Genomic DNA, 25238 nt, shown 5'->3' on the forward strand with positions numbered 1-25238 from the left:
GGAGGCAGCTCTTGAATCCTGCATGATGATAAAATGTATGGCCGGATTCCTGAGTAGGCAGTTTGTGTATAGAGCCGTATAACAATAAAAGGCAGTTTATGGACGATTATAAAAAGATTTTCATGGTGCTGATGATCACTGTTTTCTCATCAGTGAGCGCTTTTGCTGATATCAGCACTCAGCCTGAGAGTTATTGGGCTGAAAGTAGGGGGAATGAGCGTAAAGGGATCGGTGTTGCTCTGGCCGGGGGAGGGACAAAAGCAGCATCATTCTCCATGGGGGTGTTGTCTGCATTAGCCAAAGAAAACCATATGTGGGATGTCGATGCGATCTCGACGGTTTCTGGTGGTAGCTATGCTGGGCTGTTTTTATACTCAAGGCTTATCGCTGATAAACAACAGGGCGTGTTAAGCCCGGAGCACACAAAGCGCTATTTTCAGGATTGCATTCCGTTGACTTATTCCAGGTATGGGTCACCTCATTCTCCTTTTAATAACGCGATCTTGGAGAATCTCGACCGTCGCTTTTGTGAACCAGCGTGGGCAGACGAAAAAGACATCAAGCTTTCTCTGGACAGGCAGTACCTGGATCAGCAGTACGTTCGGTGTAGCCAGGATATTATCGAGAAAGGGTGTACATTCACCACCTCGAAAAAGGATAACTCCAGTATCCCCAATATTTCGGCCTTATTGGTCGGGACTGGTTTTTCACTGCCATTGAGCCTCACGGCGAATACGCTGTTTGACTGGCCGGTAAACCTGAGCCCATCCATGCAGGCTTATCAGGAAGGCATGGGGGTTGCTTATGCCATGCACCCTACTAAGACAGAGGTATTAACCCAAAACCATAAAGGCCGGTTCTGCGACTCTTCCTACAGTAATTGCGCTCTGATTGAGGGGGCAATGGAACACAGTCCCTCTTCTGTCATGCTTGATCCAGATAAGCGACAACAGTTTTCCGATCTGGCCACGTTGTATGAGGATGAGGCTGCTCCACCGGTCTGGATGTTAAACGCCACTTCAGCGCCCAGTCGCAGTATCTATGGCTGGCTGAGTCGTAATCAGACGGATATGGAACGCTATACCTTCAGCATGACCCCGTTTAAACAGGGATCGTCACAGTACGGGGATATTGATTTAGAGGAAAATAATGTCGATTTGCTGTCTGCAGCAACGGCATCGGCCGCGTTTTTTGATGCCAACCAGACCGTCGTTGGTCAGCCATGGAGGTCTGTCGCTGGAGCAGGGCAACACCTGCTGAATCTGAGTTGGGGGATTGATATTCCACACAGCGCTGCCTCGGACACACGTCGCACGATTCGGTCCATGCTGCCTTTCCCATTCTATTACGCCGATTACTGGATTTTTAAAGAGCCTGCTTATGTTCGCTTACTGGATGGTGGCTCATCGGACAACCTGGGCGCTTATCGATTAATTGTTGACGGTTTTAAAGATGTGGTGATTTCCGATCATGCCCAGGATGTCGATGGACGAATGGGGGACCTGTGCCTGCTGAGAAATGAACTTGAGGTGCGACATGGCCTGTATCTGCACATGTCAGGTCTGGATGGCTGGCCTAAAGCCTGTGCCTCCGTGGCAAAACGGTCAATGGAAGAGAATGGTGAGGAAATAAAGTGGAGTCAAGGTTGGTCCAAAGGTGAACAGAAGATTGAGTACCGCTACCCCATTCATGCCTGGCCATACCCTTTTCTTACGGGTTGTGTTTCTGGCAGTGATAATGCGGAGAGCTGCCTGAAAGACGACAAGAGCCAGCGGATCTGGCTGATTAAACCGGCCATGGACTTTGCTTACTATCATAATGAACAGGTGGATCGTCGTAGTGGGCTGGTTAAGGCGTGTGACAATCGGGAGGCATTCTTTTTGCCCTGCGAAACCAGTGGGTTCTTAATCCATAATTTTGGCGCTGAAAATAAGTACAGGTTTCCGCGGTTTCCTCAAAACGGGACGGTGGCTATGACCATTGATTCAAGCTCGACTCTTTATGGCGCTTACCGGGATTTGGCTGAGTTTTATACTTCTATCACCATGCAGGCGCGTCAAAAAGCGGAAAAGGATTCGTCGTATTTTCAGGCGCTGTTTAAGGCACAGCAAGAGCATAAGATCAAATACGCTAAAGAAAAGGAAACGGTGTTCAATCGCAACTGGAACAGTAGCGATATAACGCATGATGATTGGCAACTTGACGATCGAAATGCAGCCAGAAAGGCTTTTGGTGAAAAGCTATTTACTGAATGAGGAAAAAGCGGGGGCAGATCTTTCATTACGCATTAATTCAAAATGAAAGGCCTGGCCTCGGCCTTTTTTAAAAAGACAGGCTGTTGCTTTATCAAAAGAGGAGTACTTCAAAAGAGCTCCCTGCACTAAGATAATAAAATCAAAGCGCACATCATCCCTGAAGGCTCTCTTCCGCAAAAGGAGTGGCTGTCCCTGCCTGTAGGTCATACTCACTCCAGCCACATAGACATCAGTAATCATTCGAAAATACTTTCCCCGCCGTATGTCCCGAAGTTCAATCACTTGTGCATTATCCCGTATCTCCACTGTTAGCTGCTAAGCCGACAGGGCAAGACTCTTCTCCTTCTGCCAGGTCCGTTGATTTATCCCCATCCTTGTTTTCAGTCGTTGTACTCTCATTGAAATAATCTGTAAATTTTCCGTTGATCAAACACTTTGCGCTATCTTGGGGTTGTTCTGACACAAGGTTTGTGTTGAATGAGTATTAATACCTGAAATTATGAATCGAACGGGGCTGAATATGTATAGAATGACATTGTCGGATTCACCCTGCGTTGATGCCCGAAATTATGGAAACGATGGTTCAAACTTGCCTGAAGCTGAGTTCGACAACCGAGCTGTAAAAGAACTTGCAGAGAATTTTATTGAAAGAATGAAAGAAACATCAAAATCATGTGATGGTTTTTATAAAAATGAACTATTCAGGAATATACTTTGCCGATTAATATCAGAAATTAATCCTTTACCTTATATTAGTTTCAACCTTTCGTTAGTCCCAGAGAATGAAATCCCTCCTGGGGTTTATGATCAGGAAGAAGACTTATCAGTTCGTCATTGCTTGATTCAGGAGCTATCCAGCTCAGTTGTCGCACGCTATGAAGGCCTTAAAGCTAATTGTAAACAAGAGGGAGAGGACTGTGCCCGAGGATTCACCGTAAGAGTGGCTACGACTTTGCCAAGAGCAATAAATGGCAATAATTTTGGCTTTGAAGTTCATGCAACACCAAAAGTAACACCCCAGAGTATTCCTGGCCCGGTAGAGGCAATAGAAGGGAGTCATCATACCAATGTCCATAGTGAAAAAGTGGGCTTGGAAGGAATGCTTATTTACAGAACAGAGGAGCCTGATTCAGGAGAAAGTTCTGAGGAATAAAATGAATATTACTGGGATTATGCAGGGGCTTTTTAGTCAGCTTTTGTCACTTAACTGGAAAACCGGGGAGTGTCTTGTAAGACCAAGACCAGCCCCAATGCCCCTTGTCTCTATCTTCTAATTCGCCCTAAGGGCTAATTAGTATGGAGAAACCAGCCTACAAAACTTACCATCTGGCAGTTATCCAAATGAACATGGCTGGTCGGGGGACTGGGTGGTACTGACCGGCAACGCTTTGTACTATCTAAAAGGTAAGCTCTCATCAACTCCTAACAGTAAAGGCCTGACTCCTTCCTTCTGTGGCCCTATCCTCCAAATCTGCTTCTATTTTACCGGCTCTCTCGTATTGATAAAAAGCTAGTAGTGACTCTGAGATAAGTGAACACTTTCATGAATCATGAGTGAACTATTTCCTCGATATGGCATCCAAGTTTTGCAAAAACGCGCATAGATACCTGTTTAATAAGTCTTAAGTGTTTGTTTTTGCAGTATATAGACTGCTTATTCAATGATGGGAACGGCTAATAACTAAGGGATTAAAGTGGTATGGATATTGGAACTTCAAGTCATTCCAGCGTAGGAGGTAGAGAATTCTTCTCAAGGCTCGGTCATGGAATGTCTTATGCTGTGGCTGGTTGCTTTGGTCGAAGAGCGCGTATTCATCAGCTTGATAATGTTGAACGGTTGCTGGCTAACGTGACCGTTAGTGTTAACCCTGTATATTTTTCTTTTGAAAGCAGGCTCTCAATACCTTCAAGGCAACCATCTATACACCTGACAAGGCAATCATCTTTACCTCTGGCATCTCAGGAAAGTCTGAGTTCTAACCTCTCTCTGCAATCTCAAGGTGCAGAGGCTGAAGCGTCTCCAAACACTCCATTAGCGCGAGAGTTCTCGATAAATTCTGCCGTTGTAGGAAATGGTCACTACACAAAAGAGTTAGGAGGTGTTCTCGAAATACGGGAAGTATTTAGTAATTCCAACCACGTTGCAAAACCTGTACGGGATGATCTTGCTGCTCAAAATGAAATAAAGATGCTGGAAAAACTTAAAAAAGACCGTCACCCCAACGTAGCGAATATGGTCGGTACTATCACTCGTAAGGGACAGCGATATATTGTGATGGAGAATGGGGGTAAAAACCTGAAAGTCAGGTTAGATGAATCTTCTGGCCCATTACCTCCTGACGTCATCCGAACGATCATGCCACAGTTGATGACAGTTCTGGCTTATTTTGAAAGAAAAAGCATTGTCCATGGTGATATCAAGCCAGATAACCTGCTGCTCAAAGATTACCTGTTGAAAGTGTGTGATTTGGGTTTGGCAAGAAAGCGGGGTGAAGCTGTTATTGAAGGGCTGAGCATACCTGTTTCCTATATGCCTCCAGAAATAGTTTCTAATGGAGAAGCTGAGAAAGTGGATATGTGGTCAGCAGGGTGTACATTGGCGGAATTGGTTACCGGTGAGAGGCTGCTGACTATAACTGTCGAAAATATTCGACAGATTGCGGCGAATCAGTATGAAATATTCGATTATATTAAATGGCGTATTCATTGGGCTGCAAATAAAATAGAGGCTTATTTGGGCAGTGATTTCAAATGCCTTTTTCAAGGTATGATGCAAATTGACCCAAATAAAAGAATAACGGCTACATATGCTTTGAATTATTCCTTTATTGCTCAGCAAACAGGGAATACCCCAAAGGTGACCAGGCCATTCATTCGGGAGCTGCCACCACACATTCCCGTAGTTAATGAGCATTTACAATACGTGCCTATGGCTGGTGAGGTATCCGATACAGAAAGTGTTCCGTCAATGGTTAACTCTCAATTGGATGACGGCCAGCGGTTTCCTCTCACTCCTGTAATAGAAGTGCCCGCACCGAAAACGGGGGAGATGGGTACATCGACTAATCATTTTACGTTTGAAGAAGACTTTCTTGAACCTGAACCTACCTGGCGGGATATCAGAAATGGCGTGAATAACCCCATCTATTGGTGTGTTAAATCAGCTGATTTTGTAAACATAAACCAGCCTCCTCACAGCACAGGCGGTAATCTTAATGAAGGTAATATTCGGTGGTATTCCAGTCTGCCTATACTCCCTTCAGGAAAAATTTTTAAAAAAAAGCGGGTCAGGTCTTGAGTCTTGCAACGTTCGAAATGAATGACCTGATCCAGCCTTTCAGCCATTGCTGTTATTATTTCAACAGGCAGGTGTGAATATGCCAAATGTGGTTGGTGATCCAGGGAGTTTAATAAATACCAATAGTGTGGAAAGTCTGATATTTCCAAATACTTCAACATCCTCTGTCACTACACCAGTAGATATCAGAACCTTTGGAAGAAAAATAGATATCGTTAATGTCGTTGAGTTTAAAAATTTATCGCTTTCAGAGTCATCTATTGAACCATTCCCTTCTTTTGATCAAGATATTGGTGTGAGTAACACTGTCCAAAGTCAATATCAAGCTCAAGCCCAACTGCCAGAATATCCGGGTGTGACAGAGACGCTTGATTATGATCTGGCGTGCTCTCGGCCTGTTCAGAATCTTTCTAGAACGGTCAATAATGAATCTCTTTGTAATAATCCACATCATCTAGTTGGGATTGAGGAAGAGTCAATAATTAAAATAATTGGCGCTGATCATCTCTGTAAAGGAGACGTTCTTGTAAAAACAAGGGGGAGTAAAAATCAGTATCCATTACTTTCGTTAACCGTTGAAATTGGCTCTGATAACGAAACTGTTGTTGAACTGGTAACAGCCCCACTCACTCTGGAAGAGCACTGTGATTATCAAACGGAAGACTTACTGTCTATTGCAAAAGAGATACTGTCATCACCAGAAGGCGGCCATGATATCTCCCTGAGGCAGTTTGCGGGAAAGTTTAACCAGCATTTGCTCATGATTGAACACCCCCTGATGGCGGATTTGTTGATGACTTTTGCTGATCCTTCTGAGTCATTGAGAGAATCGCACACAAAGTATGGCGTTCCTGCCGCTGGAGCGACAGGAATAACCAGAAGGCTGGTCTCTTTGAGAGTACCCCAGCGACCTGACCGTGGAGAAGCGCACTGGTACAGGCAGAGTAACTTTTCATTTAACTGGGATAATATAAGGAGATTCCATGGACTCTTCCCAGAAGGCTGGCTTCCTGATGGTGAGCATGCCGATGTAAAATATCCAATGCTGGCATGCAGGAATCAAAGATGGGGTTATGCTACGAATATTGCTAAATCCCTGTCGAAACTCATTGATCCTGATGATAGGCAAACATCATTATTGCCTTTTCTCATACATTGGATGACAAGAATTCTATCCGTTCAAAATCAGATTGTAACAAAGCAAGAGGCGATATTCAAAGGGCGGTTGATTAATCCTATACGGTATATTGCTCTATCTGTCAGAGTAAGCTTTCATCAGGAAATATTTGAAATATTAAGTGATCAGGATATTGATGTTTTTTATCAATGGCTATCAAAACCACGACGTGATGCAACATTTCTCAGCAATACAATAATGTCACATGCCAGTAAAATACATCCTGATTCTGCATTCAAAAGTGAAGAGTTATTTTATTTTTTTTGTGACTTTGTTTGCGCACACAGTTCTGACATTGTTGAGTGTATCAAACTTCGAAAGCAGGAAGGCCGTCGGCAGGTCCATCTTGCAGAAACAGCAAATGCTTATATAGAACTCTCTGATGGCAGTAAAAATACGCTCCCCAGTACCTCTGCAACTGTTTTGGAACGAATAATCCGTGACAGGAATAGATTTTTTTATTTTGTCAAACCAGTCAGAATAATTGATGGAAAACCTTTTGTTGTACTGGAGTACAGAACACACATAGGGCACTCATCAAATGATGATGACTATATTCCATTTAATTATCGTTCGAAGGTTTTATGCGGTTTTCGTGATTCAATTGAACAGAATTTTTTAGAAAAACTATGGGCTTAATTGACTATGTAAGTAGTTGGATACATGGAATTGAATATTTCTGGGTAAGTGAACAGTTTCTATGCAAGGCACAGCGATGGAGCAGTTGCCGAGAGGGGCCAGTTATTTGCTCAGAAAATATGATTTCATTTGGTTAACTACTTAAGTGCTTGGTTATATGACTTCGGTTTTCATAAAACTTGATGCGCTCTTGAATCTTGCATTAATCCAAAGTGAACGTTCCGGCTCCCGACCTTTAAGGTAAAATGCACATGCAGACCTGAACTTGCACACACTGTCTCTGGCTGCTAGTAACCTGTGATTCTCCTGTTTACACTATAATCATCATTGACTGACAGGGTGGATCTCATATCGTACTCAGGATTTCTCCAAATCGACTCATAAGCCAGTGCACCACCACTTAATCCTGAATGCTTTGCAACTGCAATTAATTCAAACTGATCATCAGCCAGAGTGAAAATCAAAGTCACACACTCAGGGCTTCCTTTTCTCCCATGAGAAAAATGATAGATAGGAAGAGCATCTTCAGTGAATGTAATTTTCAATTTTTTTCTATTTATTTCTACACTATTATCACTCATTGATTTTAATCCCTCAAAGCATCGAATTAAATTGTGATACTGCTCCGATCTATACTGAAAACCGCACTCCAAAAGATTGGCCATCCATCCAGAAGCATCTTCTTCGGTAACTACGTTTCGGTTGCCAATACGCTCATCTTTCTGCTTAGGCGAGCTGCTACAAGGGTGAGGTTTTCCACGTGTTTTGACTTTTTCTCTTTTCACTGATGTCGCAGTACTTTCTGAAAGGTCATCTTCTCCCTGATCAAGGAGCTCAATAATTTCTTTATAGGTTAATGAAGAAGGCTCAGTACCTTTTAGGTCTACCTTTGACCTGAAATCATTCAATAGGGGTGGGGCAGGTAATTTGCTATCCTCAGCATCTGGTGTCGGTTCTAAGGTTTCATCTGAGTCACTGACTTTTTCATCAATATTTTGATCATGTTGTGTGCTGTCAGTGCTTTTATACTCAAGCATATTATCTCTTACTTTTCTTTTTGGCGGCAGGGAAGGATATAAAAAATATATCTGTTTTCTAAATTCAGTCTGAAGTTTTTCAGCTAACATCGTCTTACATGCAGAAAGAACTGACTGTATATGCATAGAGTGAAACGGCGTGTTTGCAAAGTTTCTGGTAAGGTGCATAATCAATGATAGAAATATTTCCTTATCAGAAAAACCTTGGTCTCGCAGCATTCTCATTAAACCTTCATCGATCACCTTTCTCAGGTTTGCAAGATCTTTTCTAATCATCCTGGTACGTTTTACTGGTAAAGATGAGTTTCCTTGTTCATATTCAATAAGATCAACGAAGTAATCAATCTGAGCAACGGTTATCTCTTCAGAAATAGCTTCTATCAGCCTCATACAGACCGCGCCGGTTCTACACCCGGGGTCAATAATATCTAATTTATATTTATGGTTCAGTGCTTTTATAAGAAGTTCTTTCGGAATAATCCCCTTAGCATTTTCAAGCATTTTTTTAATGATCTTAACCTCATCGTTCACCGTTTTTTGACAAGCATTCATAATCATTTTCTGATTTTTTTTTGCAAAGGTCTCTGCATTTCTTCTTAGGATTGGGACCAGAGCAGGTCTTACCGCATTAATATCAACCTGCCTGTCAGAAAGACACTGTAGAATGCTCAATATATTATCAGCACTGGATAGATAGCCGTAAAAAAATGAGGGTAATACACCGAGTGTTCTGCCATACAAAGCTTGAGTCCCTGCAGTCACTCTATTTATTATTCTGCCAGCACTGCAATGTTCAAGGTTAATGGTTTCTAACATAGGAAAATATTGAGCCATGCCATCATAAATCGAGTTAGCCAAGGCCCTTGTGCGCTGAAAATTGGCCATTTCACCAGAGATCATTTTGACAGGGTTAATTATTACCTGGACATACTTGGCGTAATTTGCCATGTGAGAAGCAGCAAATGTTGTTAACCCATATAAAGGGTCGGCCATACATACCGCTTTTAGAAAAGTAACATTCTCAACACTGTGATATGGCGTTACCTGTACACCACGAAAGTTACCAGCATGTTGATGATGATGATGATGGCGATGATGGCGATGATGGCAGGGACAATGGCAATGATGCTGTGCCATATCGTTATGGGCTGAATCTGGCATTATCTCTTACCTTCCGTATAAACTGTGAATAGAATAATAAATGAACGGAGTCTAGAATAATTTTAATCTATTAAAAAATGCTATTAGATATGAAAGTTCATTTTTAGAAATAGTCAATTAATAATAATTGGTGCCTGTGTCCTCAATGTATTTATTGGCTTAGTTTCTGATGATTAAATGTCAAAAATTGCTCACAGTTTTTAAATTCTAAAAATGGTAGAAACGGTAAATAAGGTTCTGGCGGCTATCTCATAAATCGTTCTTTGCAAAGATCATAAATCCAACAAGTTTTAAAAAACTTGCAGGTTTCCAGCTTGTATTCATTGGTGTTAACCGCGGCAAGGTGAACCATTTTAATATGTTTCGGATTATCTCAGGACAACGCGATTTCAGATCATACAACCATTATGAATTTTCAATGCCTGCTGGAGAGTCACAATCTGGATCGGGCAATTTTACGGATGTAAGTCAATGGCTGACAGGTTCTGGTATCGTTTTAAAAGAAGGCTCACTGGTCGATGCCCGTACAGGCTTGTCCCGTAGCCTGACGACAGCCGCCGCCAATGAATTAAACCTTCATCAAGCCAGTACTCTGCCACCCGGTGATGAATAGTTTATCATTGCCGGTGCTGGCGACAATTGAAGATCTGCTCCAAGCATAACCAGAAATTGTATCTCATACTCAAGAATAAATTTTTTGTTCAATCATGCTGGCACAACGATTTTATAGCAGCCTTTATTGCTTTTAATCCTTTCCTGTATCTTATCAATACATTCATCGATGTCTTCTGTTGAGGTAAGCTTAAACACAAAGCTCTGAAAATAATCAAATGTACGGTCATCAAAATGGGCTCTCGCGGTTGTGGCGACCGCTTTCGTTACACAAGTCCCCGTTTTTTGAAGACAGCCCTGGAGAAATAAACGCTCAGCTATAACCGGGGGAGCAATACGGTGTTTCTCTCTTCCAGGTTTATAGCAGGGAGTCAGTGTATTCCGCAGTAACGAATAGAAAAGCTATCTACCATCAAATGGAAATGGGTGATTACCCAATCTGATCGCTTTCAGATGATTGTACAGCGCCCTTGCTTTACTGATGGCTGAATCTGCAGGAGCTACACGATACTTCTCCCAAGGGACAGTAAACGTCATTCTGGAGAAGTCACCATAGCAGCCGGCACCGGTGTTATCGACAATCAGCCAGACTGAATCGTGAGAATCACAGACAATACTGTAAACCACGGTATGGCCGGCGTGTTGCCCAGTTTGATCAACGCCGGGAGGATAACCACCCAGTATTCGAATTGGTGCCGACGGGCTGAATGCTTTCAGCCTGCTCTCAATATCTTCGTTACTGTCGGGATCCTCCATAGTACGAACGGTAATGATATTTTTTATGGCATCCTTAGCCTGTTCCAATGATTGCAGATGGCCATGTTGTTCAGCGGGGCCGTAACGAGTGTTCAGAATACAGAGGTTGATCAGGTTTTTATAAACAGTGGGGATGTTATCCCGCTGCAGGCTCATCTTCGGTGCTTTGTCAGGCATTAACGACGCAAACTGGTCATGTGCCGCTCCCTGAAGTAATCGCGGAAGCGATGGGTCAGAACGTAATGAATCCAGAAAGCCCATGTCGCTTTCTGCCTGCTCTGTCATCTCAGGCTTCTGTAATTGAGCCAGCGTAGTGCTGTCACGCCATTCATCGCATTCTTCGCAGGGGTGAACATCCATCAGTTTTGGGCCTTGATATCCGGGCATCCGGGTACGGGCCTGTATGCCTAGGGCCGCAGATTCACTAAACTTGTTCCATCCTAAATAAACGTTGCAGTCAACGTTAAGCCCACGCAGGCTTTCGTCATCTAGATCGTTGAGGCAGTTGCCACATAATCGAATTTCCCGAGCTTCTTCCAGACCATGAAAAGCATCAGGCATGACCAGCTGAATATTATTACCACTGAGATCCAGGAGGTTAAGGCCAGTTATCCCATGGAAAGCCCTGGCTGGAATGGCTCTGAGTTTATTTTCACCAAGATAAATCATTTTCACCGGATGTTTTAAATCATCCAGAGGCGGTAAATTCGTTAAATCTTGACCCTCCAGGTTCATTGATGTTGTTCCATAAGCCTGCCCATTAAAAACAGCGTCGGCTCTTTCATTTTTTCTGAAAGCAAGAATAGACTTCATCAGCATTTCCCTGCTCTTCCTCTCCTTATCATCAGGAGCCGTATCTACCCAAGCTCGCAACCGGTTTTCATAAGGAATGATACAATCATAAATATCAATAGTCGGTGTGATTGAGTACAGATCCTGTTGAAATTGAAAAGGAATTGGAGCAGAGGATGTAGGATACATAATTCATTTCTCAATTTATCATCGTATTTTTACTCTCTAATCAGGCGATATTCTTTCGATAGAACCAAATATGCGTTTACTAATAAACGGTAAATTAGAGAAAAGATAAACAATTCAGCAGGCAATCAGCTGTTTTTAGATAAAACTGACTCTGTGGATGATTTAGACGGTGAGTTTATAGGAATGTTCCATAACTTATGTTCATATTTTTAAATCACAGCTTGAAGCAGGGCTGAGAAAATTATCGAATGACAGTGACATCGCCTACTCGTTGGGTAATGACAATCTGCGGGTGGATATTGATGTTTCTTTTAGTCTGGATGTAAAAGCCGAGCCACTCTTGAAGGTTTACACAAGCTTTGTATTATTCGGCTCAGGCCTGATAACGGTCAGGTCTTCCCCGGAACGCTATCGTTCACCATGGCTCGTAAGGCGGTGGTGCACCTTGTTGATTGATGTGGTGTTTTAGAGCCGCGACTGATTGTTCCAGTTTGGCCACTTTATAATGAAGCATCGCGATCTCGCCTCTTTTCGGCTGGCTGGTAATCACATCATATTTGTGGGCAATGGACCGATTGCCCAGTTCAGCACCAGTAATGCACCCCACTCCCGCTGAACAGGCGATGGCTGAAGTACTGTACCCGAGAAAACAGGTGGTTGCTGCTGCGGTTACCATGCAAAACAGGCCGCATTCCAGCGCGGCTTGATGTTTGCATTTTGTGGGCTCTTTCTTTATTTCGGAATCGCTGTACCCACTTACCACAAAGTTATCATAAATCGCTGATTTAACGGCATGCATTAACCGATTCCTTTAAGAACTGTAAATAGCGAGGTTCTATTCATTTGAATAGCATTAAATGAAATGGTTCCAGACAGTCTGGGGGAAGGGGTTGGGTCTTGCATAAATTCAAAATGAACGGCTCGACCTTGTCTCTACCCGGGAGAGGGTTTAATTTACTACACAATCTCTTCGATAGTTGAAATGCACTGAATGATTTTTATCATTCAAACGTTCGCCACAATATTCGCGACACCCATTAAACCAGTTGAGGTCATTATGGAATATCGTCGACTTGGAAGCTCAGGGCTCAAACTGTCAGCACTGTCACTTGGATCCTGGGTTACCTTTGGTAAACAAGTGGACCTGCACGATGCAACCATATTGTTGCAATCGGCCTACGATGCCGGAGTGAACTTTTTCGACAATGCCGAAGGCTACGAAGCCGGTGAATCGGAAAAAATCATGGGGGAAGCCATCGACAGCTTAGGGTTGCCACGGGATACGTTTGCGGTCTCATCGAAAGTATTTTTTGGTGGCAGAAAGCCGACCCAGATGGGGCTCAGTGCAAAACACATCCGTGATGCCTGTGACGCTGCTCTGGTGCGGTTGAAAGTGGATTATCTCGATCTGTTTTTCTGCCACCGTCCGGACATCGATACACCCATCGTCGAAACCGTTCGTGCCATGCACACCCTGATTCAGCAGGGGAAAATCCTCTATTGGGGCACTAGCGAATGGTCAGCACAACAGATCACTGAGGCCCATGCCGCAGCCATGGCTCATAACCTGACGCCACCCACCATGGAACAGCCCCAATACAACCTGTTCAATCGCGATCGTGTGGAAGCCGAGTATCGCCCACTTTATGAAAACTACGGTATGGGCACCACCATCTGGTCACCACTGGCCAGTGGCTTGCTGACCGGGAAATACAATGATGGTATTCCGGATGACAGCCGCTTGGCACTGCCTGGCTACGAATGGCTGAAAGACCGATGGAACAGTGAAGAGGGCAGAATGAAACTGGAGAAGGTTCGGGCACTGACCCAGTTGGCCAAAGACCAGGGCATGAGCGTTACCCATCTGGCGCTGGCGTGGTGTCTGAAAAATCCGAACGTGAGTACGGTGATTTTAGGAGCGTCCCGTCTGTCCCAATTGGAAGACAATTTAAAGGCCATGGACGTGGTTGAAAAAATTACGCCGGAAACGCTGGCAGCGATTGAAGCCATTGTAGAGAACAAGCCGGCAGCACCGGAACGTTATGGTCAGTAATTTTTCTGCTGAACAAACAATGGTCAAATACATAGACACTCCCATGCAGGGCTATCAGGGTCTAAAGGCATGGGAGCATGAAATAAAAAGGAGCATGAAATAAAAATAAGTAATAGTTGTCTGGGCATTATGAGCCCGGATGATCTGCATTTCACGGTAATACTACAGGAACAGGCCTGGCTCCGGACTCCATTTGGGGCCGGGCGCTCTCACAGAGTGAGAACGTCCATTCAACCATGCGTTGTCAAACGATGTGACTTGTCATTGATACTGACCAGCTTGTCAGACCATTGTTAGTGGTAATATGGCAGGGTAACCTTAAGCGTGTGTCTGGTTCCATTGCATCGAGAGAAATTTTTCACTTCAGACCAGGGCTGGTGAATGCTAATACAATGTTATTTGTAAGGAGTAAACATGCAGTCATGCAGTATAAAAAATGTTGTTTTTGATATTGGTAATGTGCTCGTTCGCTGGTCTCCTCTGGAAATCATCAGATTAACCTTTGGCGAATCGGAGCATCATAGAGACTTGCTGAAAACGCTTTTTCAGGGGCAAGTATGGCTTGATTTGAACAAAGGGTTAATGACTGAAGCGGAAGCAAAAATACAATATCAACAGGCGTTCGGATTCTCACCGGCCGAGTGTGACCGTTTTTTTTATTACGTGAAACAGACCCAGATATTGATCTATGGTTCGTTAGATCTTCTTAATCGTATTAAAAAAGCCGGGTATCGGGTGTATGCACTCACTGACAATATCAATGAAATTATAGAGCATCTGAAGTCAACGTATGACTTCTGGCCACTATTTGATGGCGTTACCGTTTCTGCGGAGGTTGGCCTTTTAAAACCTCAACCTGAAATCTACTTCTCTTTATTGTCACAGCAGGAGTTGCTGCCATCAGAAACGGTGTTTATTGACGATATGCCATATAATGTCGAAGGAGCAAGGGGCGTCGGTATGTTTGCTATTCAATTTAACCATGCGCTTCAATGTGAAAAAGAATTGAAAGAACTGGGTTTGGTGTTCTAAGTCTTATATTGGCCAGCAACCTGATGACGACATGGCCTGAGCTTTGCAATGAAACCTCAACAGGCCCGGGTTTGCTTATGATTAACGATTACTTTAAGGCGGAAAAGCACCAATCCCTGTGGGTTATTAAATAGCACCGTAACAGATGCTCGGATGAGCAAAAAGAGCGGTTGAATCATTGATTGGTGTAACCGCCCTTTTGGGTACTGCTTTTACCATCTTTACGATTGCACCATGCCCCATTATTCGAGCTGAACCCGGAGGTGATTGTGTTATTAATGAACCTGAAACCCTACCTGAATACATTTTTTCAGCTTAAAAATTGACTGGCTTGGTCTGCATAGTATTGATGCAAATCAGACGCTTCCTTGCTGGCGACAGCTTTAGATTGGTGCCATTGTGAAAACTTTTTCAAATCATGAAGATGTTTGGAAAGCCAGATCAGTGCTTCACGATCACCTTCATGAAAAGCAGCATCCAGATTAGCCTCAATAATTTCTGACATCTTGTGACTTTTTCTTAATTGCCCTCTCAATAGCTTTGCTGCTTGAGTATAACCTCCAGCATCATCTTCTCCTGCATAAATAAAATGCTTGAGTGCTACTTCAAAGTTACCCTCTTCAAGACTTTGTTGAGCAATAACCTGATGCTCAGATAAAGATCGTTTAACTTTCTTAGGCATTGGCTCAATCGCACGACAAGGCTTATTACATAAGCTCCGGTATTCACTGAGAAGTGTTTCGTTTGAAAAAGTATCTGGTGTATCTTGTTGTTTGCCTGCACCGCTGTATACATTCATAAATCCTAAAATAGCACTCCAGCTGGCAGCCCTGGGCAGCCAGCTATCAAAAATGCTTCCATGGTTTGCAGTGCCTACACGATAAAACCCTGTAATATTGGGGTAAATAGCATTCAGGTCCTGGGCAAACTTTATCTGCGGACCCTCCTTCACTTTAACATCACACCCTGCCTGTAAAACCAGTGTTGGAACAGGCGGCATGTTACCAACGTTATCGGTTGCATTTTTACCGGCATCTCTGGCTTCAACGACCCAGCGAACGGTTGCAGGAGCCAGCTTTAGTTCTGGCATCGCTCTGTATAGATCCTGCATCATATTAAAACGTGGCTCACTATTGGTGACATCATTCTGGGTAAAGTTTCTTTCTTGATATGGATCCAGAACAATTCTATGTTTAAAGGCAGTGTACAAACCACTCCACATACCACTTCTAACCAATGAGCTAATGCCAATATTGCCAAGAAAACCTGCTCGGCTGGTATCAATTTCGAACATTGGAGCACTTAATACTGAAGCATTAAAAGTGACCTGTGGATTATTTTCTAAATACAGCGCTGTCATTGTTGCGCCCATGGAATGCCCCAATAGAAAACGATCAGGGTAAGATGAAACATTGAAAAATTCGATCATTTCCCGCAGGTCAGTTACGTAATCATCAAAACTGTTTACATCACCTACTTCAGGCCTGTCTTTGATGAACCGCTCATTTGCACCCTGTCCTCGTTGATCATAAACACAGGCATCAAAGCCATGATGATGAAAATCCCTTAAAGACTCCATATGGAGCAATGTATTTTCACTTCGCCCTGAGACCAAAACAGCAATACGTGTATTATTATTAATAGTGCATCTCCAGTTCAAAGAATAGCCATCAGCCATTTGATGAACTCCACTCCTTGAAGCATCCCACACTTTCTTTATAGTTCCATTATTCAGTTCATTCGTGAAACCATCCTCTTTAATAAAGGTAGAGGACAACGCAAGAAAATCAGATTCTTGCTGAGCGACTGTGTAGCCGGGTAGATTCAAATGCTTCGTTGGATCACACTTTTTATCAGAAGCAGGCGTTGAAAAGCCCTTTGCTGTTCCTGTTGTTGTCACCCTGACCGTGGGTGTTAGTTTAGTACTTTTCTCTGGACCTTCAGTTACTCTGGGCCTTCTTGTTGAGTGTTGAGTAATCGTTTCTTTTGTCGGTTGCATCGAATGATGAAAAGCAGTCGTACCCGGAGTTGTCAGGTTTTGGACATCACCAGAGGAGTAAGGAAGACCTGGTATAGCCTTTTCTATTTCTCTTGCCCGAATGAGTTTATGTATCCCTATCCCCAACATGGATAAACCAAGCCCCAGGATAATTACACCACATCCTGCCATCGTATATTTCAGGCAGGAAATAGCCCTGCCTCTGAAACGGGTAGAACGATTGACAGGTAAAGCAACATCGTTCTGATCAGAGTTCAGATGACTGCGTTCAGCCATTTCAATATCATTTAGAGAAGGATGTCGGTTTTCTGAATGAATACAGCGAGAAATAGGACACATTGCTTTTTAATTCTCAAAAATCAACCTGGAAGGTATCTCAACACTCAAATTGAAAAGTGGAGATGATCTTTTTTATGTAATTAGCGTTACTGCCATGAAAGCGCTAACCAATATCCAGTTGGAGGGCTTGCTTCTCTTTCCCAAAACAAGTCAGACAGGCCGTACAGTAAGACAAGTACTTGAGCGGGTTCTCTGGATTGTATGGACAGGAGCACAATGGTACGACTTGCCCGACAGATTCCCCTCTTGTCAAACCGGCTATCGCCGCTTTTAAAAATGGCAAACAATGGGCGAACAAATTATTGAAGCTTGCCTCAAATTATCGAATGCCTTTAAACGCATACAGAAGACAAAAACGCTAAAACAAAGTTCATTATCGAGACCGTAATTTAAGCAGCGTAAATGGCTACAGGACGAATACACCTTAATACATTTGCTGGTCTGGTCATCGTAGAGGGTCACGGGAGCGCCAAGCTTTCCAGTTATCCGGTTAAGGCCTTACCGGTTAAATTAACCGCCTCGACAATGAACTATACCGGCGTAAATGAGTCTAATTATCGCTTGTCATTAATGGCGGAAGGTGTCATTTAGCCATTATATTTCTGGGTATTCTGTTAAAAAAACAGGTAACCCTATGAATGGCAAGGATACTTTCAGGAAGTGATGATAATAAAATGGAGTCAGATCAATGGAAGTGCACGCTCACCCCTGGTCCACTATTCTTGCTAATTTAGAGATAGCGAAAGCCACCAGCATTGATTCTGGAGCGCTGACGAAAGCGGTTCGGGTTAAACCCGAAGTCAGAAAACGGTTGTTGGCAGGCGTTCACTGGCAAGAGCTGCAAAATATAGGGCGTCGGAAAGTATTTGCTGTGAAGTGTGGCTTAAGCCATGGAAAAGAAAAAAACAGCGATTTAACACGCCATAAAGAAGCTTATAGTCCCTTCCTTTGGCCTGACGAGCCGCTTCATATAGAATGCGGTCAGGCGACCATACCCGACCATGATAGCAATAAAGTCTACTGTGTCACTACGGGTAAAAAGCCCTCGGGAGTCTCTTATTGCAGTCTTCAGCTACCGTCATTTAACAATACGGCAAAAGGGACTGAGTTTGTTATTAAGAATCAATCGAAGAATTTTATTGAGTTCTGTTCACGTGAGCGAAGGTATCCAATTCCGGCTTGCAGCCAGTGGCTTGGGGCAGGGGAGGCCATCATTCTGCACAGGGCGGAAAAGAAGTGGGAGTGTCTCGGCAAAGCGGGAGGGCATCGGTCTGACCGGGTTGCAACAAACCCTCTACTTAGAGAGTCGGGTTCTGTTGTGGACTGTAATCAAGGGGTCATCAATTACGAAAATGATGGTGAATACTTTCTCACTCGCCCGGTTATTGAGCACACGCTGAGTAAAAAGCTGGCAAAACAGGAGGGTACTTTCAGGTATCACTATTGCACCTCCCCTGATGAATTGGGGGCTGCCATCAAAACCGAAGAAAAGAGTCCGTGTTATTTTGTCTATGAGAATACAGAAAATAACCATGTCACGGCCGGTTGTGTCCAGGTATCCGGTGATGACGTGCAGTGCTACCTGCATGAAACCCTGGGTGCTGAAAGCCGCTATACGGAACCTCTGGTAAAAACCATCCGCAAAGAAATTGAGACCGCTTTTCCGGGAAAGCGTGCAGGCATATTGTTACCGGAGGAGGGGCTACAGATCGATTATGTAAGTTGTGGTGTTATGGCGATCAAGGGCATTGGTTACTTTGCCAAGCATCCTGAATGGTTGGAAACGCTATTCAAACAAGAGAAGGTGAACGACGGTAATCATCTGTTCGACACCGTTAAGGTGGGGTCGTTGCCAGCGGGAATAGTCAAGCTTTGTCAGGATCGCTCGTTGATATACAGTCACCCGGATCAACAAGACAACGTCAACAGCAAGGAGACGCTGCGGGAATACTTAGGCCTTTTTGATGCGATAGCGGTTAAAGAAGGAAGTGGTATAAAAACGTGCGTCAATGCTGCCGCTTATGTAAAACGTTATAAATATCTCATGGATTATATTAAAGATCATAACGTGAGCAGGGCGACAGCCGATACCATTGTCCAGCTCCCGGAGTCTGGGAATAGTAGGAAAAGGCGTATTGCAACGCTATTAGGGCCGCTGAAAAAAATGCAGGTTCTGGATAAGGCTGAAATAGAGAAACCCGCGCCGTGTCCGGAAGAGCATTTATCGTTTGCTTTCCTGCAAGACCACGATTATTGTGCTCTTCATCCCCATTTTCAGTCTCAGACCTCTCGAGATAGTTCGGGTTATGGCTCTTCATAAGTAAAACGACGAGAGTAGGTCTTGAATCTTCCGCTTATGCAAAATGGAAGACATGACCCCTGTCTTCACGACCCGGTCTTTGATTTAGTGAAACCAGGTTTTACCAATCATCGATAAATAACTACCGTCTGTCATCAATCAATGAAGAAAACTAATCAGAATAATGACTGCTTATCATTGAGAGTAAGTAGAAAAGTAACAAAAGATTCAGGACATAAGGGGTTTTCTACTCTTTTTAAGACCCATTGCTTCAGTCATTCTTCAATTTGGAAATTGCTAAAATAATTAATTATTTTTCATTACTTTTTAAAAACACTGATATCCATCTGAAAGATGATAATCGACATCGTCTTTCAGAAATTCAAATGGAGTTTGAATATTTATGGCCATGTCAGCCTGTCAAGTCAGGGATGTTCTTCAGGACGTATGCGAGGTCGTTACATCCACTTCAGGTATTCCTCAGTTATTGAAAGAGTTAGGGCGTACTTCTGATGGTCGGTGTGTTTGCATTAACAATTTTGATGATAAATCGGCGGAGGAGTGTAATCGCCGATTAATGAAAGAGCTTAACGAGTGTATGCCTGCTGACGGGGTTAATATTGAAACGGATATATCGACGGTCAGTAAAAAGCTGGAATCCAGGGTTGTAGAGCTGACGAAAGAGTGGGAAGACATTAATCGTTTTATTAAATCTGCAGAAGATTTACTGAATACCAGCAAACAATCGGTGGTCACTGTAGGCGAGGTTGGCACGTCAAGGAGTGGCAGTAAGTTATTTCTATTAAGTGCATTCCCGGGTGATGCAAGATTTGATGAGGTTCGCAGCAAAGCTGGGAACTACCTGAAAGACAGAGTCCAGAGCTTAATGCCATTGTCTACCGTTGATGAGAGTATGAGCTTGGCTCAAGTCATCAATCGACTTGAGCAAAAGGCGACAGAGCTTAATGGTATAACACTCACAAAAGAGAAAGACTACATCGCACAGGGCCTGATTAAGCGCCTCAACTTCTCAGGAAATCCAGAAATAAAAAAAACACTGTATGAGTTCATGGAAGCTAGAGCCAGGTTCTCTGGCTATCAGCTCCAGCATTTAACCAGACGGCAGTTTGGTATTGCAATGAAGCAGGCCTTACTGGAGCTGCGAGTCAGAGGTTTGGGGGTTGGTGATGACCTGAGCCAAAGTAAGATCAGCACCAACCTGTCACAGATCCGTGACCTGGCTCAAGATTATTCGCAAGTTCTGGCATACGACGGGGTGATGCAAAGTTACCTCCACAGTCATTGTCCGCTATGGTCTGATGAAAAGCCCCTGTATCGTGGTGGTGATGTGCAGCGTGAAGCCCGGAGGAAAAGGCGCAGTAAAAAGGGTAAAGGTTTTTTTAAACCTGAGTCTGAGAACATCAATGGAGAAGCGCTTGGTAAAGGGGTATACCTCACAGGTCTGAAGTCAGAGGCTGTACGCTATGCGTCGGGTGGTATGACAAAACTCTGGCTTAAACGAGGAGTGCCTTTGCTGGATATCAGTACAAAGGAAAAGAAAGAGGTACTAATGAAACTGCTGGGTATTTCTGACCAGGAAAGACTCAACCAGTACATACAGTTTCAGTTTGCCGGGGCTTGTATTTTATATCACTTACCGGGAGTCGAATATTTCACGCTTAAAGATCCGGCCGTCATTGATAAAATTCAAACGATAGAAGCCAGTGCTGGAGAAGATAATAAGGTGTCCAGCCAGCATCTGGATCAGAATGGTGCCATCAACGGTAAGCCAGCGTTTTTTAAGGAAGTATCAGAATTACCCTCGACACCTGAAGATACACCATGGAAAGCGGATGGGTTTTGGAACGATAAAACCGGAGCGGCTGAGTCGCTTGATGTACTTAAGTATCGTGATAGAAAAGGTAAGGAGAAATATGTTGTTAAATCACCGTTAAGTGATGAGCAAAAACCGGTTTACTGGCGGGTTAACCGGGGGGCGGTAAAGGAAGGCCAATTTCTTCTTGAGCCGGATGCCGGTGTTATCAAACAGAAGTATGAAGACAAATGGCAGAAAGGTTACCCCAGGTCCGTTCAGGAAAAAATCGATCATACCATCAATACATTGTATGAACATGTGAAGGGTATTCTTTAAATGGTGAGTGATTCGCGAATGGTGGCAAAAGCCAGCTTCTGATTTTTAAATCACCTCCTCGCTCCCACGCTTTTAGGTCCTGTGGATTTGGCGTGGGAACGAGGTAACATTCATCTTGTTGCCTGAGTGTTTTGACATTATTACTGCATTATTGCTAACGGCGTATCGCCGTTATCAGTCGCAAATTTTCAGGAATGCTACTGACAGGGTACGCCGCCTGATTTTTGCTTCAAACGCTAGAAATGATCATAACTCCTTCATGCCAGCTATTTGAGATAGTTTCAGACAAAGTCGCACATTGCGTAAACATATAGAACTTTATATCCTTAAATAGGAAAATCTGGTCCAATACGATGCGCTAATTTATTTAGGGCATCTAATGAAGATACAGTCTGTTGCATTGTGGAAGCTAACTTTTCACTACTAAAACCCGGCATAAACTCTTTTATTGGATCCTTATAAATAAACGTATGTTCAAAGTCATGAAATCTAAAGGTATACCCTGAACTATCAATTTGGCGATAGTTGACTTCTCTATCTCCAATTTTTTTAAAGCACACTTCATTTGTACCAGGAGAATAAAGAACCTCTATAGCAGTATTATGATTAGAGCATGAAACTAACCATTTTCTTTCAGCAAAGAATCCTAGTTTAGTGTTTGAATTATCATTAAAGGTGGCAGAGGATGTTTGGGAAGTAAAAACAGGGTTGTGGTTTGTTGAGTTTGCACCATACATAAAAAACACCATTACTATATACGTTAGTACCAAGAATTTAATGTTTTAAATTAATTCTTGAGATTGAATTTATTTTCAATAGAACCTTTGTAGACCCAGTTTTAGTGTAATGGTTCCTTTTTTATATAGGTGACTTCAAATTTTAAATAAATAATTAGGGTGTTCTCTCTGAATGATTTAAATAAATACACCTCGAATCAAGGCTGATTAGTTAATCACAAGAAAACATATATCTATGATCAGTAAGGTAAAATGCGCGTTTAAGTTTGCTTAAAATCCGTAAAAAATCATTACTTCTAATAAAATCAGTCATTTTTACTTTACCATCCACCATAACATTTCAATCCAGTTGACTCTTGGTAAATAAGTGAGAAAAAAACAGACAAGAATAGCCCTTTTAGAAGATACTAAAGATTGTGAAAAATATTATGCGTTGGGGCTGTCAGCCAATCAACAGTTTTACTCAGAACGGCAGCATTCAACTGGCATTTTTATCGCTAAAGGCTCAATAAAATTATATGACCCTAATGAGGGCTGCTTCGAGATAGATAGCACTGACTATAACGAGTTTTTTTCCCAGTGGCTAAGCAATAGTATTACACCGTATGGGGGGAGAGAATTTATCGCCTTGAAGAAAAATACAAATTCTTTCACTTGATACCCTGCAGGTAATATTCATTTTCTTTGAAAAGACCTCCCCGGTTTTTTTCAAGGTTAATCAATCTCCGACCTTTGCTTTAAGGGCGGGAATTTACAAGCTACACGCAGCTGTTCGGCCAGTGCTTTTTTGTCCGTAGCATGCCAGTGCCGTATCAGGTCGATATCGTGCTTGCCGGAAGGTTTGCACAACTGCTCATCAGTCATCTGCAGATGCTTTCCGGTAATGGCCAGCAGCATTTTTTCGGCAAGTTCATATTTCTCCATGGCTTCCCATTGTCGTGCCAGATCGATATCGTACTGGCTGGAGTGTTTGAACAGTTCAGTTTCAGTCATCTTCAGATTCTTGCCTGTAATGGCGAGCAGTATCCCTTCAGCCAACCGATGCTTTTCCATATCCTGCCAGAGCCTTGCCAGAGCCAGATCAAGGTCGGTATTGCCGGAGCGCTGGCATAATAAAACCTCAGCCTGAGCCTTTCTCATGTTCGGGTGCCTGCCCGCCATAGCATGGAGCCATTCGTGTGGGTGCTTATCACTCATTATCAGTAGTATCTTTTCAGCAAGCCTGTATTTCTTCATGGCTTGCCAGAGTCTTGCTATAGATAGATCTGTATCGTAATTGCCACAGGGTTGGCACAATGCATCCTCTGGCATGTTTAATTGCCTGTTGATCATGGCCAATTGTAGCTTTTCGGCACACGAGTATTCGCGAACCCCCTCCCAGAGCTTTACTAATGTAATGTCTAATTTATGGTCACCGGAAGGTATGGTTGGGTCGAAACGCCTTCCTCTGAAGTCCAATATAATTGGAATGGCTCTCTGGTAGTTTTTTACTCCCCCTTGATTCTTAATCGCTCTTGCCAGTCCGGTAACAACCCGACATTGATCTTTCTGCCTCAGGCAGCCAAGTCTGGCTGGGTATATTTTTTTAAACTCAATTTCAGCGCGTGAAGGGGCATTTTTTAAGAAGCTGTATCCGATGTTTATTGTGTGTTCCAAATCAGAGCACTGCCCTCGATCGGAAACACGTCCTGGTCTATCGTGAGGTATTTTGTGATTTGCAGGAAAATTAAAACGCTGGGTAGGCGAGTTAAACCGTGGAGTCCTCTGTACACCCGGGTGTCTCTGATAAGAGCCTTGCAATAACGGGGGGACTTGTGAACCTCCCGGTGGTGCTTGGCGAACAGCGGGGTGACCATGACTGACACGGAATCTCTGGGGAGCTGAAGCCGTGGGTTGTGCAAGACGGCGCTCGCCCTCACTGTCAATGCGGTTTACGTTTTTAGCTCGCTCTTCTTCCAGGCGATTCTCCCACTGATCAACCTCTGGAAAAGGCCCCGTAATCACAGGAGAAAGAGTGTCAGTTGCAGAGGCGCTATTCATGTTGACTGGCATCATCGTGGAGCGTGGGTCAGAAAGTCTCAGTTGTTCCATTCTTGAGTCCAAACCTGATTCTGGAGACTGAGAGACTGAATAGTCACTGTTAACACCCGAGGCATCAGTGGCAGTGAGTACTGTGGTTACTGAGCGGCTGTAAGCACTCATTGTCGATGGTTGGGAGGTGCTACTGATTGCAGTGGTTTGACTCTGCCTCGTTGCGGTTGAGTGAACAACGCCATGGGTTTTAAAACTTCCCTGATGATGCGCATGGGGTTGTGAAGGGCGACGATTGGCCGCGCTATTAAAGAAAAGTGGGTTTGAATTGACTCTATCAACGTTATCCATCTGATGATTAACACTTGAGCTTAGGGTTTGTTGATGTCGGAATGTGACGATTGAATGATTTATGATCGGTAAACATAAAGAAATGGGTTGTAAGCTAATCACCAGATTTTATGTAAACGCACCAATCAGACTTAAACTCAGCATCCTTTTGCAAATTCCAATTAGACTGACAGCGTTTTTGGCAGTTCCTTACCTATGAAAAACAGGTCACTAAATGTCCATTAACTGCCTAATGTTCTTTTGATTTACTGTGGCGTTCACTTCAGTCATTGAGCCCAACTGATGCTCGGGATAGATATGTTGAGCTCGTGACGAAGCGTCAACAAGCC

General features: G+C 43.4%; 18 protein-coding genes. 12 read left to right on the forward strand and 6 right to left on the reverse strand.

Going from position 1 to position 25238, the window contains the following annotated elements; all coding sequences use genetic code 11:
* Window positions 1-98 precede the first annotated feature (98 nt).
* From GV64_RS10685 to GV64_RS10705, 4 genes are all read left to right on the forward strand, one after another.
* Window positions 99-2255, forward strand: coding sequence for a patatin-like phospholipase domain-containing protein (locus GV64_RS10685; protein ID WP_020582813.1), 2157 nt, complete (start codon window positions 99-101; stop codon window positions 2253-2255).
* Between the two features lie 520 nt (window positions 2256-2775).
* Entirely contained in the window at window positions 2776-3408 is a 633-nt protein-coding gene (locus tag GV64_RS10695; RefSeq protein WP_152554016.1) for a hypothetical protein, read from the forward strand.
* A gap of 546 nt (window positions 3409-3954) precedes the next feature.
* Window positions 3955-5553, forward strand: a complete 1599-nt coding sequence (locus GV64_RS10700; RefSeq protein WP_081622135.1) for a protein kinase domain-containing protein — start codon at window positions 3955-3957, stop codon at window positions 5551-5553.
* Between the two features lie 79 nt (window positions 5554-5632).
* Window positions 5633-7369, forward strand: coding sequence for a hypothetical protein (locus tag GV64_RS10705; RefSeq protein ID WP_020582817.1), 1737 nt, complete (start codon window positions 5633-5635; stop codon window positions 7367-7369).
* A gap of 287 nt (window positions 7370-7656) precedes the next feature.
* On the opposite strand, the gene GV64_RS10710 is transcribed toward GV64_RS10705, so the two are convergent.
* A complete protein-coding gene (locus GV64_RS10710; protein ID WP_236632939.1) occupies window positions 7657-9567 on the reverse strand; it encodes a hypothetical protein in 1911 nt (636 codons plus the stop codon).
* Window positions 9568-9925: 358 nt separating this feature from the next.
* Here GV64_RS10710 and GV64_RS10715 point away from each other — a divergent pair, with 358 nt between their 5' ends.
* A complete protein-coding gene (locus GV64_RS10715) occupies window positions 9926-10180 on the forward strand; it encodes a hypothetical protein (RefSeq protein WP_152554017.1) in 255 nt (84 codons plus the stop codon).
* A gap of 401 nt (window positions 10181-10581) precedes the next feature.
* Here the strand turns inward: GV64_RS10715 and GV64_RS10720 are convergent, their stop codons facing one another.
* Both GV64_RS10720 and GV64_RS10725 read right to left on the reverse strand, forming a co-directional pair.
* Window positions 10582-11916, reverse strand: a complete 1335-nt coding sequence (locus tag GV64_RS10720) for a leucine-rich repeat domain-containing protein (RefSeq protein WP_034844205.1) — start codon at window positions 11914-11916, stop codon at window positions 10582-10584.
* A gap of 415 nt (window positions 11917-12331) precedes the next feature.
* Window positions 12332-12715 (reverse strand): hypothetical protein, encoded by a 384-nt coding sequence (locus tag GV64_RS10725; RefSeq protein WP_020582822.1) that lies wholly within the window; start codon window positions 12713-12715, stop codon window positions 12332-12334.
* A gap of 192 nt (window positions 12716-12907) precedes the next feature.
* On the opposite strand from GV64_RS10725, the gene GV64_RS10730 reads away from it, so the two are divergent.
* A complete protein-coding gene (locus GV64_RS10730) occupies window positions 12908-13969 on the forward strand; it encodes a potassium channel beta subunit family protein (protein ID WP_020582823.1) in 1062 nt (353 codons plus the stop codon).
* 414 nt (window positions 13970-14383) lie between these two features.
* The gene (locus GV64_RS10735; protein ID WP_020582825.1) at window positions 14384-15001 is read left to right on the forward strand and encodes an HAD family hydrolase; all 618 of its coding nucleotides are present in this window, start codon (window positions 14384-14386) and stop codon (window positions 14999-15001) included.
* Between the two features lie 310 nt (window positions 15002-15311).
* Here GV64_RS10735 and GV64_RS10740 read toward each other — a convergent pair whose 3' ends face one another.
* A complete protein-coding gene (locus GV64_RS10740; protein ID WP_157237017.1) occupies window positions 15312-17276 on the reverse strand; it encodes an alpha/beta fold hydrolase in 1965 nt (654 codons plus the stop codon).
* Window positions 17277-17433: 157 nt separating this feature from the next.
* Between GV64_RS10740 and GV64_RS26265 the strand changes: the two genes are divergently transcribed.
* The 4 genes from GV64_RS26265 (at window position 17434) to GV64_RS10750 (ending at window position 21790) form a co-directional block, all read left to right on the forward strand.
* The gene (locus GV64_RS26265; RefSeq protein ID WP_160171786.1) at window positions 17434-17613 is read left to right on the forward strand and encodes a transposase; all 180 of its coding nucleotides are present in this window, start codon (window positions 17434-17436) and stop codon (window positions 17611-17613) included.
* Between the two features lie 128 nt (window positions 17614-17741).
* Window positions 17742-17930, forward strand: a complete 189-nt coding sequence (locus GV64_RS24710; protein ID WP_152554018.1) for a hypothetical protein — start codon at window positions 17742-17744, stop codon at window positions 17928-17930.
* Between the two features lie 97 nt (window positions 17931-18027).
* A complete protein-coding gene (locus tag GV64_RS10745; protein ID WP_020582827.1) occupies window positions 18028-19659 on the forward strand; it encodes a hypothetical protein in 1632 nt (543 codons plus the stop codon).
* Between the two features lie 382 nt (window positions 19660-20041).
* Window positions 20042-21790 carry a hypothetical protein gene (locus GV64_RS10750; protein ID WP_020582828.1) on the forward strand — a complete coding sequence of 583 codons (1749 nt, stop codon included), beginning with the start codon at window positions 20042-20044 and terminating at the stop codon, window positions 21788-21790.
* 326 nt (window positions 21791-22116) lie between these two features.
* On the opposite strand, the gene GV64_RS10755 is transcribed toward GV64_RS10750, so the two are convergent.
* On the reverse strand, window positions 22117-22527 hold the full coding sequence (locus GV64_RS10755) for a hypothetical protein (protein WP_020582829.1): 411 nt from the start codon (window positions 22525-22527) through the stop codon (window positions 22117-22119).
* Between the two features lie 367 nt (window positions 22528-22894).
* Here GV64_RS10755 and GV64_RS10760 point away from each other — a divergent pair, with 367 nt between their 5' ends.
* Window positions 22895-23185 (forward strand): hypothetical protein, encoded by a 291-nt coding sequence (locus GV64_RS10760; protein WP_033403076.1) that lies wholly within the window; start codon window positions 22895-22897, stop codon window positions 23183-23185.
* 56 nt (window positions 23186-23241) lie between these two features.
* Here GV64_RS10760 and GV64_RS10765 read toward each other — a convergent pair whose 3' ends face one another.
* Entirely contained in the window at window positions 23242-24909 is a 1668-nt protein-coding gene (locus GV64_RS10765) for a hypothetical protein (protein ID WP_152554019.1), read from the reverse strand.
* Window positions 24910-25238 lie beyond the last annotated feature (329 nt).

The sequence above is a fragment of the Endozoicomonas elysicola genome (genome assembly GCF_000710775.1).
GTDB lineage: Bacteria > Pseudomonadota > Gammaproteobacteria > Pseudomonadales > Endozoicomonadaceae > Endozoicomonas > Endozoicomonas elysicola.